At 65.0% G+C, this 11,466-nt stretch carries 15 protein-coding genes; 5 read left to right on the forward strand and 10 right to left on the reverse strand.

Annotated elements, in window-relative coordinates; translation table 11 throughout:
* Positions 1–28: 28 nt before the first annotated feature.
* The 3 genes from K3175_RS13220 to K3175_RS13230 form a co-directional block, all read right to left on the reverse strand.
* A complete protein-coding gene (locus K3175_RS13220) occupies positions 29–967 on the reverse strand; it encodes a hypothetical protein (RefSeq protein WP_221543843.1) in 939 nt (312 codons plus the stop codon).
* A gap of 61 nt (positions 968–1,028) precedes the next feature.
* The gene (locus K3175_RS13225) at positions 1,029–1,445 is read right to left on the reverse strand and encodes a hypothetical protein (protein WP_345719370.1); all 417 of its coding nucleotides are present in this window, start codon (positions 1,443–1,445) and stop codon (positions 1,029–1,031) included.
* A 1-nt stretch (position 1,446) separates the two neighbouring features.
* Positions 1,447–2,133 (reverse strand): EI24 domain-containing protein, encoded by a 687-nt coding sequence (locus K3175_RS13230; RefSeq protein ID WP_221543849.1) that lies wholly within the window; start codon positions 2,131–2,133, stop codon positions 1,447–1,449.
* A 112-nt stretch (positions 2,134–2,245) separates the two neighbouring features.
* On the opposite strand from K3175_RS13230, the gene K3175_RS13235 reads away from it, so the two are divergent.
* The gene (locus K3175_RS13235; protein ID WP_221543851.1) at positions 2,246–3,241 is read left to right on the forward strand and encodes an adenosine kinase; all 996 of its coding nucleotides are present in this window, start codon (positions 2,246–2,248) and stop codon (positions 3,239–3,241) included.
* Between the two features lie 81 nt (positions 3,242–3,322).
* Here the strand turns inward: K3175_RS13235 and K3175_RS13240 are convergent, their stop codons facing one another.
* Positions 3,323–3,721 (reverse strand): DUF4168 domain-containing protein, encoded by a 399-nt coding sequence (locus K3175_RS13240; RefSeq protein ID WP_221543853.1) that lies wholly within the window; start codon positions 3,719–3,721, stop codon positions 3,323–3,325.
* 218 nt (positions 3,722–3,939) lie between these two features.
* Positions 3,940–5,217 carry a phosphoribosylamine--glycine ligase gene (gene purD / locus K3175_RS13245; protein WP_221543855.1) on the reverse strand — a complete coding sequence of 426 codons (1,278 nt, stop codon included), beginning with the start codon at positions 5,215–5,217 and terminating at the stop codon, positions 3,940–3,942.
* On the opposite strand from purD, the gene xseA reads away from it, so the two are divergent.
* The 3 genes from xseA to K3175_RS13260 are packed head-to-tail and all read left to right on the forward strand — an operon-like array spanning position 5,216 to position 7,868.
* Positions 5,216–6,706, forward strand: a complete 1,491-nt coding sequence (gene xseA / locus K3175_RS13250) for an exodeoxyribonuclease VII large subunit (RefSeq protein WP_221543857.1) — start codon at positions 5,216–5,218, stop codon at positions 6,704–6,706. The two genes, purD and xseA, sit on opposite strands and share 2 nt — an antisense overlap.
* A 29-nt stretch (positions 6,707–6,735) precedes the next feature.
* Positions 6,736–6,933, forward strand: a complete 198-nt coding sequence (locus tag K3175_RS13255; RefSeq protein ID WP_425594848.1) for a DUF2093 domain-containing protein — start codon at positions 6,736–6,738, stop codon at positions 6,931–6,933.
* Positions 6,930–7,868, forward strand: coding sequence for a M23 family metallopeptidase (locus K3175_RS13260; RefSeq protein ID WP_345719361.1), 939 nt, complete (start codon positions 6,930–6,932; stop codon positions 7,866–7,868). Before K3175_RS13255 ends, K3175_RS13260 begins: the two co-directional genes overlap by 4 nt.
* A 120-nt stretch (positions 7,869–7,988) precedes the next feature.
* Here the strand turns inward: K3175_RS13260 and rpmB are convergent, their stop codons facing one another.
* Positions 7,989–8,276, reverse strand: a complete 288-nt coding sequence (gene rpmB, locus K3175_RS13265) for a 50S ribosomal protein L28 (protein WP_221543862.1) — start codon at positions 8,274–8,276, stop codon at positions 7,989–7,991.
* A 158-nt stretch (positions 8,277–8,434) separates the two neighbouring features.
* On the opposite strand from rpmB, the gene K3175_RS13270 reads away from it, so the two are divergent.
* The gene (locus K3175_RS13270) at positions 8,435–8,890 is read left to right on the forward strand and encodes a nucleoside deaminase (protein ID WP_221543863.1); all 456 of its coding nucleotides are present in this window, start codon (positions 8,435–8,437) and stop codon (positions 8,888–8,890) included.
* A gap of 108 nt (positions 8,891–8,998) precedes the next feature.
* Here the strand turns inward: K3175_RS13270 and K3175_RS13275 are convergent, their stop codons facing one another.
* The 4 genes from K3175_RS13275 to nadC form a co-directional block, all read right to left on the reverse strand.
* Positions 8,999–9,256, reverse strand: a complete 258-nt coding sequence (locus K3175_RS13275) for a hypothetical protein (RefSeq protein ID WP_221543865.1) — start codon at positions 9,254–9,256, stop codon at positions 8,999–9,001.
* Between the two features lie 114 nt (positions 9,257–9,370).
* Entirely contained in the window at positions 9,371–10,078 is a 708-nt protein-coding gene (locus K3175_RS13280; RefSeq protein WP_345719362.1) for a ribonuclease T2 family protein, read from the reverse strand.
* Positions 10,068–10,496, reverse strand: coding sequence for a hypothetical protein (locus K3175_RS13285; RefSeq protein ID WP_221543870.1), 429 nt, complete (start codon positions 10,494–10,496; stop codon positions 10,068–10,070). Before K3175_RS13285 ends, K3175_RS13280 begins: the two co-directional genes overlap by 11 nt.
* 42 nt (positions 10,497–10,538) lie before the next feature.
* A complete protein-coding gene (gene nadC, locus K3175_RS13290) occupies positions 10,539–11,402 on the reverse strand; it encodes a carboxylating nicotinate-nucleotide diphosphorylase (RefSeq protein ID WP_221543871.1) in 864 nt (287 codons plus the stop codon).
* Between the last annotated feature and the right edge of the window lie 64 nt (positions 11,403–11,466).

An 11,466-nucleotide genomic window follows, 5' to 3' on the forward strand; every position in this document is an offset into this window, starting at 1 on the left:
ACCGACAGGCGCGCGAATGCTTGCCTGATCAGCCTTCCGCAAGGAAATCGAGCAGTGCCTGTTCGTACTGGTCAACCTTGCCATCCTGATCGATCTTCCGGTCGAGCCACGCCTGTTCCGCCTTGGTGATGACCTTACCTGTCGCGGCATCGGCCTCGCGATCAGCAAACACGCCGGAACTACCATCGCGGGCCTGCCGAAAGCCTTCGCTATCCGGTAGTGTGCCGAACATACGCATAAGGAAACCGCCTACGCTCGACGAGGTGTCATTCATGAACCGCTCCAGTTCGATGGCCTTTTCACGGTCGAGTTGCGCCGCCTCGGTGGCAAATCCCTCGATATAATTACCCACGCCCTGCACGAATAATTGCTTCCATTCTGGCGCATTGTCGGCGGTCAGCGTGACATCCTTGATCCGGAACAGCATTTCGGCCTCCGCCTGGCTGACACCTGCCGGACGATCGCTGGCGGGGGCGAAGATCGCCCGGCGCAGCAGCCGGGCCTCTGTGGCATTGACGTTCCCTGCCTCCAGATCGCCACCCTGGCGTGTCGGGCCGGTGCCTTCGACGACTGCTTTCTCCATCTGCCGGATGGCATAGTTCTTGAGCGCTTGCGGGACGTTCTTGGCGATTTCGAAAATCCGGACCAGTGTCTCCAGTTCGGCCATGGAGCCTAGCGCGCCATCGGCATCGATCTGCGCCATCAGCCAGGCGGCATTGGCATCATCGACATAGCCTTTGGGGGCAATCTGATTGACGACGAATTCGCCGATCGCCTCCACGAAGAAATCGGTCCAATCTGGACCGCGTTCGGTAAGCTGCCGATTGAGAGCGAAGATCGCTTCGGCCTCGTCCTTCGAAATCACGCCATCCGGCCAAGCGCTGCGGCGCAGCTCCAGCAGTTCGTCCGCGCTGACGCGGCCATCTTCGGCGACTCGCCGCGTCAAAATATCGAAAGATGAATTCATAAGTAATTCCGCCAAGATCGAAGAATAGCGGAATGACTAGGTCATAGCGGTTAAAGGCGCGTTATCGCCGCAATGCTCTGACACAAGCTGCGCGGTCGACATCTGCGCTATCGCTGGCCCGGCGTGCCTCGACATGGGTGGCGCTCGGCTGGCCGCCGGGCTGGAGCGGATAGAGATAGATATCGAGCACGCAGGCGCTGCCGCTGAATTGCAGCTTGAGAGCATCGCCCTCTTTCACTTCCAGCCGCGGCGCTCCGAACAGATTGGCCAGCGCGGTGGCATCACGGGCGATCACCCCTTCCAGACCCGGGGCGTTCATCACCGTCGGCGCGATAAACGCCCCGGTCGATGGGGCCGGGCGCACAGGCTGTTGCGGCGGCGGCCGCGTCGAAGTGACCGGCCGCTGTGCGCCGGGAATGGTTTTTGGCGTGCTCACGCAGGCGGACAGGCTTGCCGCCATGGCAAGCAGGGCGATCATATTACGCAACGGCGGCTCTCCCGCGATGGACAAGGTGGGTAGCGCTCGCCGCGCCGATGACCGGGGCAAGCAGGTTGACGCCGGGCACCAGCAGCATTCCCGCAACCGCCCCGCCAAGAAGGAAACGTCCCCCCTGGCCAAGCGGAGCGATATCCTGCTCCGATTGACGATGGCGCAACCAGACCATGTCACGCAGTTCCCGTCCGAGCAGGAATGCATTCACGGCCCAGAACAGCAGCGCCGTTCCCACGCCGCTGACCAGAAGCGCAATGGCAAAAGGCAGCGCGATGAGATTGACCAATAGTGCCCGCAAGGTCGATCGCAGGCCGTTGCGTAGTTCCTGCGTGAGCGGAAGCGATTTGGCGGCGCTGCCCTGGGCGGGATAATGTTTCGCCTCTACCGCCCGGACAACATCCTCGGCGAAGAATTGCAGCACGAACAAGGCGACGAAGCGGAAAAGGAGCCAGGCGCCTATCAGCGTGGCCAGCAGGGCCAGCAGAGTGCCTGCCCCGCTGCCATCGGCCAGCCCCGCCCATTCCAGCAGCGCTTCGAAGCCGAAGCTCAGCAGCCAGCCCAGCAGCAGGAAAATGGCGATGGTCACCAGCAGGCTCTTGCCGAGAACCCTGAGGATCGCCGGATCGCGCAACTGGCTGAAGGATAAGGCAAGGGCGCGTGGCAGCGATATCATATCGCGTGGGTGAATCGCCGCCGCGCCGGGTAATGTCAACGCCGCCCTTGGCGTCTGCACGACGAACCGCTAACCGCGCCCGACCAATTCTTAAATCCCGCGCGGAGAAAATATGACCGACCCCCGTTACGATGTCGTCGCGATTGGCAATGCCATCGTGGATGTGATGGCCCCCTGCCAGGACGAACTGATCGAGGAACTGGGCCTGGCCAAGGGCGGCATGACCCTGGTCGATACCGAACGTGCGCAGGAACTTTACAGCGCCATGGGCCGCGCCACCGAAATCTCGGGCGGATCGGCTGCCAACACTCTGGCCGGCATGGCCGCGCTGGGCGCGCAATGCGCTTTCGTCGGCCAGGTCGCCAAGGATCAGCTGGGCGATATCTTCGCTCACGATATCCGCGCCGTCGGCATCGATTTCGATACCGCGCCCCGCGATGCCGAACCGCCGACCGCGCGCTGCCTCATCTTCGTCACTCCCGATGGGGAACGGACGATGAATACCTTTCTTGGTGCCTCGCAATATCTTCCCCCGGCCGCGCTCGATGAAGAGCTTATCGCCAGTGCGGGCGTGCTCTATCTCGAAGGCTATCTGTGGGATCCGGAAGAACCGCGCAGCGCCATGCGCCGCGCCATCGATGTCGCGCGCAATGCGGGCCGCAAGGTGGCCTTCACGGCTTCGGAAAGCTTCGTGATCGACCGCCACGGCGATGATTTCCGCGCACTGATCGAAGAAGGCAAGATCGACCTCCTCTTCGTGAACGAGGGCGAACTTGCCACCCTGACAGGAGAAGCGGAATTCGAAGCCGGGTTGGTCGCGCTGAAGGACAAGGTGCCCACGCTGATCGCCACGCGCGGTGCACAGGGAGCGGTCGCCCTTGCCAATGGAGAGCGCGCCGAAGTGGCCGCCGAGCCGATTGAGCAGGTGGTGGACACGACCGGTGCGGGCGATCTTTTCGCTGCCGGCTTCCTCACCGGGCACACCCGCGGTGAAGATCTGGAAACCTGTCTGCGGATGGGCGCCATCTGCGCCGGCGAGATCATCAGCCACATCGGCGCGCGCAGCGAGAAGGACCTGAAGGCTCTCGTGGCGCAAAAGCTGGGCTGACCGACCCGCCCGGTCGGAAGACCAGGTCGATCTGCATGCGGGCCCCGGCCGTCTCGGCAAGGGCCCGCGGCAGGACCAGCGCTATTCGGCCGGCTGCGGCTGCAATTCCGCCGCCGCGAGCCGGACGCGCCGGGCCAGTTCCTCATCGGTCTGCATCGCCGAGCCGATCGCGTTGAAGGTTTCGGTATCGATGCCCGATTGCGCGATGATCTCGTTCGCCTGCTGCTGCTTGGTCGCGGCATCGCCGGTCAGCGCCTGCAGCTCCATCATCGCTCCGGCAAAGCTGCTGACCTCGGCATCGGTGAAGGCCTTCTCAGCCGCAGGCTCGCTCGATCCCGGGTCTGCCATTGTGGGATCGGCGGCCTCCTCCTGAGGCGTGACCGCATCCGCGCCATCCATCTGTTCGTCCACGGTCTGGGCGATCGCACCGCTGGCGAGCATCAGGGCCGATCCGGCGAGCATGGTAGGGAGGTATCTCATGGGTATTTCCTTCGATCATGTGTCCCCTGTGCCCCCGACATCGCCGCAAATCGGCGGAAGGCGAACCACTAGTGGACCAAATGTGTCAGAAAGAAGGCGAGATATAGGCACCTGACGCTGACGCAGGACGAGCGGAGCGGAGATCGTCCCTCCGCTCGCCCCTATCCGCTGATCCAGTACAGGACTGCTTCGAACCGCAGCCTTGTGCCGCGAAGGCGTTATCCGTGCCGCTCGCGGCGTACCTCGCGCTGGCCGATGTCGCGGCGGCAGAAGCCGTCGGGAAACTCCACCGCATCGACCGCCTCATAGGCCGCGGTTTGGGCCTGGGTCGCGGTGGCGCCTTTCGCGGTCACGTTCAGCACCCGCCCGCCATTGGCGACGAGGCGGCCGTCTTCGTGCTTCGTCCCGGCGTGGAAGATCTTGGCCCCGTTGTCCTCGGCGCTGCCGAGATCGATCGCGCCGCCCTTCTTCGGCGTGCCGGGATAGCCTTCCGCTGCCATCACCACGGTCAGCGCGAAATCCTCGCTCATACGCGGCGCCTCGATCTCGCTCAGCCGGCGTTCCGCACAGGCCAGCATCAGTTCGACGAGATCGCTCTCGAGCCGCATCATCAGCACCTGACATTCGGGATCGCCGAAACGGACATTGTATTCGATCAGCTGCGGGCCGTGCTTGGTCAGCATCAGCCCGGCATAAAGGACGCCCGAATAAGGCATACCTTCCTCGCGCATGGTGCGGACCGTCGGCTCGATGATCTCGCGCATCGCCTGCTTGCGCAGCGTGTCGGTCAACACCGGGGCGGGGGAATAGGCGCCCATGCCGCCGGTGTTGGGCCCTTCGTCCCCATCGCCCACGCGCTTGTGATCCTGCGCGCTGGCGAGCGGCACGATGGTTTCCCCGTCGGTCAGCGCGAAGAAGCTCGCTTCTTCGCCGGTCAGGAATTCCTCGATCACCACTTCGGAGCCGGCGCTGCCGAATCGCCCGTCGAACATTTCGGACAGCGCATGCTGCGCCTCTTCGCGCGTTTCTGCGATCACCACGCCCTTGCCCGCGGCGAGGCCATCGGCCTTGAGCACGAACGGCGCATCGAATTTCTTCAGCGCGCCCCAGGCGGCTTCCAGCGAGGTGCAGCGCTCGAACCGGGCGGTGGGGATCTTGGCGCGTTCGCACAGATCCTTGGTGAAGCCCTTGCTGCCTTCTAGCTGCGCCGCCGCCCTGGATGGCCCGAAGCTGAGCACGCCAGCTTCGGCCAGAGCATCGGCGAGGCCTTCGACCAGCGGTCCTTCGGGCCCGATCACCACCAGACCGATCGAATTTTCCTCGCAGAACTTGACCACGGCGGCATGGTCGCTGCTATCGAGCGCGACGCAGGTGGCGCATTCTTCCATGCCGGGGTTTCCGGGGCTCGCCCACAGCTTGTCGCATTGGGGCGATTGCGCCAGCTTCCATGCCAGAGCATGTTCACGCCCGCCGCTGCCGAGCAAAAGGATATTCATGGCCGCCGATTTCCCGATAAATTCCGAAGAGGAAGGCTTGGTAGCGAAGCGTCGCCCCGGCGACAACGCCGAGCCGCTGTCGGTAAGCGAAATCTCCAACATCCTGAAGCGGACGGTCGAGGATCGCTTCGGCTTCGTCCGGCTGCGGGGTGAATTGTCCGGCGTGAAGCGCGCCGCCTCGGGCCATCTCTATGCCGCGCTCAAGGACGAGAAGGCCGTCATCGATGCGGTGATGTGGCGCGGCAATACCCAGCGTCTGCCGTTCAATCCCGAAGACGGGCTGGAAGTCGTCGCTTCGGGCAAGCTGACGACCTATCCAGGGCGCAGCAAATACCAGATCGTGATCGAACGGATGGAACTGGCGGGCGAAGGCGCGCTGCTGGCGCTGCTGGAAAAGACCCGCGCGCGCCTGGCTGCCGAAGGGCTGTTCGATGAACAGCGCAAGCGCCCGCTGCCCTTCCTTCCGCGCACGATCGGCGTGGTCACATCGCCCACCGGCGCGGTGATTCGCGACATCCTCCACCGGCTGGCCGACCGTTTCCCGAGCCGGGTGGTGGTGTGGCCGGTGCTGGTGCAGGGCCAGGGCGCCGCCGCGCAGGTGGCGGGCGCGGTGCGCGGCTTCTCCGCCATGACCGAAGGCCATCCCGACCGGCCGGACCTCGTCATCGTGGCCCGCGGCGGCGGCTCGATCGAGGATCTGTGGAGCTTCAACGAGGAAGAGGTTGTCCGCGCGGTCGCCGAATGCGCGATCCCGACGATCTGCGCCGTCGGGCATGAAACCGACACTACGCTGGCCGATTACGCTGCCGACCGCCGGGCGCCCACGCCCACGGCGGCGGCCGAGATGGCAGTCCCGGTGCGGGCCGAACTGGCGGCGGGCTTGGCCGATTTCGGCGCGCGCAGCCGCCGCGCCATCATCCGGCCGGTGCAATTGGGCCGCGAACGGCTGGCCGCCCGGACCGAGCGACTGCCTTCACCCGAGGCCCTGCTTCAACCCCAGGCGCAGAAGCTCGACGATCTGGCAGAGCGTCTGAAGCGCGGCCTGCAGGACCGCACCGCGCAGGGGCGCGAACGGCTGGGCAATCTCCGCCTGTCGCCAGGCGTGCTGCAGGGGCGGCTGCGCGAGGCGCGCGGACGGCTCGATGCGGTGCGGCTGTCGCCGACCCTGATCACGAGGCCGATCGGCGAAGGGCGCGAACGGCTTGATGCGCTGTGGCGTCTTGCCCAGCAGCTGCACCCGGACCGGCCGCTGGCACGCGGCTATGTCCGCGTAACCGGTCCCGATGGCCGCACGCTCACCGGCAAAGCGGATGCGGCCAAATATCCGGCGCTCACGCTCAAATTCCGGGACGGCGACCTGGCGGTGTCCACCGGCGAGCCTGCCGACGGCTCGGGTTCTGCGCCTCCTTCCCGCCCTGCTCCAGCGCCAGCGCGGCGCAAACCGGCGAGTAAGGGAACGCCGCCCACGCAGGATGATTTGTTCGGCTAGACGCAGCCTGCTAGGATGATGCCATGCTGATGAACAAGAATTCCTCGTCCGGCGAGGCGAAATTGCAATATGGTCCCAACGGCTTTCGCGTGCTGCGTACCGGCAACCACGTATTCTGCGCGGCCAGCGGGGTGCCGATCCCGCTCGAAGAGCTGCGCTACTGGTCGGTCGACCATCAGGAAGCCTATGCAACGCCCCAGCTGGCGACGGAGCGGCTGAAGCCGTGAGATTGCACCGGGTCGCGCCGCTTCTCCTTCTTTCGACAGCCGGATGCGCGGTCTCCACGCCGCAGGCCGATATCATGACCTCCGGCGGGGCCGATCCTGTCCGCGTGCCAGCGCCCACGCCTGCCCCCGCTCCTGCGCCCGTCCCCGCCAAGCCTGCCGTCGCTGCGACAACGCCGCAGCGCGCGGGATTCACCTATCAGGGCGAGCTTGAACAGGGTGGCTGGCTACGCGGCCGGGCGCCCAGCGATGTCGTCGCGGCAACCTTGGGCGATACCGAGCTCAGCCTAGACGAGGATGGCTATTTCTTCGCCGCCTTCGACCGCGACGAAGGTGCAGCCATCCGCTTGAGCGCCATGCGCGCGGACGGGCAGGTCGTTGCCGAAAATCTGACGATCAAGCCGCGTGACTGGAACATCGAACGCGTCAATGTCGCGCGCCGGGCCGGCGGGGCATCGGAAAGCTTCATGCAGCGCCGCCGCCCCGAACTCGAGGCGATCTGGAATGCGCGGCAGGAAGAAACCGGGGCCGAAGGCTGGCGGCAGGATTTCGTCTGGCCGGCCACGGGCCGCATATCGGGTAGGTTCGGCTCGCAGCGCATCTATCGCGGCGAACCGGGCAGCTATCACTCGGGCCTCGATATCGCGGGCGGAGCGGGCACCACCTATGTCGCGCCTGCCGATGGTGTCGTGGTGCTGAGCGAGCCGGACTTCAGCCTGGAAGGCCAGCTGCTCATCATCGATCATGGCCAGGGCCTCAACAGCGCGTTCCTGCATTCTTCCGAGCTTTTCGTGCGCGAAGGGCAAAAGGTCACGCAGGGTCAGCCGTTGGGCCGAATCGGCTCGTCAGGCCGCGCCACCGGGCCGCATCTTCACTGGAGCTTGGTCTGGCGAAACAAGCGGCTCGATCCGCTGCTGTTCCTGCCGCCCATGCCTTGAGACAGGGCTGAAATCAGGAGCAGGAATATCCTGACCCCGGGTACGACAAAAGGCGCGCAGGGAAATCCCGGCGCGCCTTTTTGCCTATCGGTCTGAAACAGCGCCGCAGCGCCGCCCAGCTTACGAAGCTGCGGCGGCTTTCTTCAGCTCGCGCTTTACCTTCAGCGCATTGGCCGAAAGCTTTTCGTCGCTGGTCTTCATCAGCCAGTTGTCGAGGCCGCCATTGTGTTCGACCGAACGCAGGCCCTGCGTCGAAACGCGGAACTTGAAGCTGCGATCGAGCTTCTCGCTCAGCAGCGTGACGTTCTGCAGGTTGGGCAGGAAGACACGCTTGGTCTTGTTGTTGGCGTGGCTCACATTGTTGCCGACCTGGCGGCCCTTGCCGGTGAGTTCGCAAATACGCGACATGGATCAGTCTCTTCGTTCGAATGGGCGGGCGAGTTCCCTTGGCCGCGCTGTGCGGGTCAGGGCCTCATTAATCCCGGAAAGCGGCGCGCATAGCGGTGAGGGTCCGAATCGTCAAGCACGTTGCGCCTCCGGAGCCTGCGGGCTAGCGAGACGCTGGTATGACCAGCTGGACACTTCCGCAACCCATGCAGCGCGCGCTCGAGCTGGCTCAGGCCAGTGCGCAGGCGGGCGAAGTGCCAGTGGGCGCGGTCGTCACGCGGGGCGGGGAAGTAATCGCCGAGGCGCATAATACGCCCCGCAAAACCTGCGATCCCACCGCCCATGCCGAAATGCTGGCGATTCGCCGTGCGGCGCAGGCGCTGGGGCAGGAACGGCTGACCGAGTGCGAATTATGGGTCACGCTGGAGCCCTGCGCCATGTGTGCGGGGGCGATCATCCATGCGCGGCTGGCCCGGGTCTATTATGCGGCAAGCGATCCCAAGGGCGGCGCGGTGGAACATGGCGCGCGGGTGTTCGAGCAGGCACAGTGCCTGCACCGGCCCGAGGTTTATGCTGGGATCGGCGAGGCGAAGGCCGCCGCTCTCCTGCGGGAATTCTTCAGCGCGCGGCGCTGAGCGCCCATCCCGGCCCGGATAGAGCGATCCCGAAACGAAAAAGCGGCACCCGTCCGTAGACGGATGCCGCCAGATCATCAGCCGGCGTAAGGACGCCGACCGCTGCGATTAGTTGGCTGCGTCGACAGCGTCTTCAGCCTTGTCGCCAGCTTCGCCCATGGCGTCTGCTTCGGCGTCGAGAGCTTCTTCCTGAGCTTCGTTGCCCTGTGCTTCAGCAAGGTCGGCCTGCTCTTCGAGAGTGTCTTCAGCCGATTCGTACTGCTGCTCTACCAGGTCTTCCTGAGCTTCCTCTTCGCTTTCCGCACAGCCAGCGAGAGCTGCGAAAGCGAATGCCGAAGCGACGAGTGCTGCTTTGTTGAATTTCATTTGGTTTCCCCTTTTTCGCCACAATTGGCTTGGTGCGCCATGAACTACTTCCGGATAAAAGGTCAAATGTTGAAATGTTTAATTAGGAATTAGGGCGCGGCTTAGGGTCGGTCTCTAAAGCCCGCGCCAGATCTTTACCGGCTGGCCGTCCCCGGCCCCGAACCGCCGGGCATCGCAGGCGCGCGGCATGAAGCGCCGATCGTAGCAAAGGCGCAGTTCCTCCAGCCAGCCCTTGCCGTCCAGATGGACGCCTATCGCCTCGGGCATCCAGCCCGGATTGGCATCGGCCAGGCGCTTGCGGACGGTGGCCGCGGTCAGCCTCTCCTCGCGGCTGATGCGCACGAAATCCGGCCAGCGCAGGCCGTTAAAGAGAATGCGCGTCACCTTGAGATAGGTCGCCGGGTGCTGGGCCATGCAGGTGCCGTGCTTTTCCCACTGACGTGCGATCAGCGTGGCATCGGGGCTGATACAGAGATTGGCGCGTGCCTCGCGCGCAGTGAGGTCCGGTCCGCCGCACCATTGCGGCCAGCTGCGCCCGCTGTCGGGCCACAGACCGTGCACGGTAAAGCCGAATCGCCCCGCCCTGCCGGAACATTGGCGGGCGTGGCGGGGCTGGTCTTCGCGGAAGCGGCAGAATTCCGGCGCCCAGCTCAGCGCCAGCGTATAGCCGGTGACCGGCAGGCGGCGTAGGCGCTCGGGTTCGATCCGTGGCAGCTCCACCGCGCCGGGCAGGCTGCACTGGAAGGCCTGCGTCCGGCCCGCTTGCGGCAGGGCGGCGCAGGCCAGTGCCGCGATCAGGAGTGCGGCGCGCTCAGTCGCCACGCTTTTCGGCGAACCATGCCTTCGCATCGGGCTGGAACAGCATGTAGATCGCCGCGACGGACATGACTGTCGAGATGATGCCCCAGATCTGGTTCGCGGCGAAACCGGTCGTGGCGATGCCGACCACCAGCGAGAAGACTCCCCACACGGTGAACAGCAGGAGGATCCATTTCACGAATTCGATCCGCAGCACCGAGATCACGAACCACAGCGCCAGGCTGATGGCGGTTCCGATCACGAAACCCGTGATTACGGTCGTGGTGGCGAAATTGCCTTCCGGGGCCAGACCCTGCGCCGCGAATTCGGCATTCATCTGCGCTATCAGTCCGTCCCAGCCGACGATCAGGCCGACAAGTCCAACTAGGACCGAACCGATGTACAGATAATCGAATTTCTTGATGGAAGCGGGTTTAGTCACGCTTGCCCTCCCTGTTGTTCAGGGAGCGGGAGTGCAACGCTTTTACAGTGGAGTAAAGTCCAGACCGATATCGGCGGCCGGCGCGCTTTGCGTCAGGCGGCCGACCGAGACATAGTCGACCCCCGTCGCGGCCTTGGCGCGGATGGTGTCGAGATTGATGCCGCCGCTTGCTTCGGTGGGCACGCGGCCCGCCACCAGCGCCACCGCCTCGCGCAGGGTCGCCGGTTCCATATTGTCGAGCAGCAGGCGCGTGGCCCCTGCCTCCAGCGCGGGTTCGATCTGGTCGATCCGGTCCACTTCGCAGATGATGTCCTTCACCCCGGCTTCGACCGCGCGGCGCACCGCTTCGCCCACGCTGCCTGCGACCAGCACGTGGTTGTCCTTGATCATCGCCGCGTCCCACAGGCCCATGCGGTGATTGGCCCCGCCGCCCATGCGCACGGCGTATTTTTCGAGGTGGCGCAGGCCCGGAATGGTCTTGCGCGTGTCGAGCAGCGTGCAGTCGGGATTGGACATGGCGCGCACATATTCGGCGACCATCGTGGCGATGCCCGAGAGATGCTGCACCGTGTTGAGCGCGGCGCGTTCGGCGGTCAGCATGGCGCGGGCATTGCCTTCCAGCCGCATCAGATCGGTGCCGCCGGGCACTTCCGCCGCTTCTTCGACCAGTATCTCGATCGTCATGCCGGGATCGAGCGCGCGGAAGAACGCCTCCGCCACCGGCAGTCCGGCGACCCGGATCAGGTCGCGCGTGTCCATCACCCCGGCGAAGCGCGCATCGGCGGGGATCACGCTTTCGCTGGTGACATCGCGCCCGCCGCCGGGGAGGCCTTCGCCAAGGTCTTCGGCCAAGGTGTCGCGGACGAAGGTGTCGAGGTTAAAACCGGGAAGAATAAAGGCGCTCACGTCAAAAATCCTCAGTCACTGCGAGCGACCGAAGGTCGCGCGGCAATCCAGTGCCGTGTGGCCT

The organism is Qipengyuania aestuarii, from assembly GCF_019711535.1.
Taxonomy (GTDB): Bacteria; Pseudomonadota; Alphaproteobacteria; order Sphingomonadales; family Sphingomonadaceae; genus Qipengyuania; species Qipengyuania aestuarii.

Bases quoted from the DNA above. Each gene is read 5' to 3' on its own strand.
- rpmB (WP_221543862.1), bottom strand. From the start codon at position 8,276: ATGTCGCGTATTTGCGAACTCACCGGCAAGGGCCGCCAGGTCGGCAAC.
- K3175_RS13220 (WP_221543843.1), bottom strand. From the start codon at position 967: ATGAATTCATCTTTCGATATTTTGACGCGGCGAGTCGCCGAAGATGGC.
- K3175_RS13235 (WP_221543851.1), top strand. From the start codon at position 2,246: ATGACCGACCCCCGTTACGATGTCGTCGCGATTGGCAATGCCATCGTG.
- K3175_RS13240 (WP_221543853.1), bottom strand. From the start codon at position 3,721: ATGAGATACCTCCCTACCATGCTCGCCGGATCGGCCCTGATGCTCGCC.
- K3175_RS13255 (WP_425594848.1), top strand. From the start codon at position 6,736: ATGAACAAGAATTCCTCGTCCGGCGAGGCGAAATTGCAATATGGTCCC.
- K3175_RS13225 (WP_345719370.1), bottom strand. From the start codon at position 1,445: ATGATCGCCCTGCTTGCCATGGCGGCAAGCCTGTCCGCCTGCGTGAGC.
- K3175_RS13275 (WP_221543865.1), bottom strand. From the start codon at position 9,256: ATGAAATTCAACAAAGCAGCACTCGTCGCTTCGGCATTCGCTTTCGCA.
- xseA (WP_221543857.1), top strand. From the start codon at position 5,216: ATGGCCGCCGATTTCCCGATAAATTCCGAAGAGGAAGGCTTGGTAGCG.
- K3175_RS13230 (WP_221543849.1), bottom strand. From the start codon at position 2,133: ATGATATCGCTGCCACGCGCCCTTGCCTTATCCTTCAGCCAGTTGCGC.
- K3175_RS13270 (WP_221543863.1), top strand. From the start codon at position 8,435: ATGACCAGCTGGACACTTCCGCAACCCATGCAGCGCGCGCTCGAGCTG.
- purD (WP_221543855.1), bottom strand. From the start codon at position 5,217: ATGAATATCCTTTTGCTCGGCAGCGGCGGGCGTGAACATGCTCTGGCA.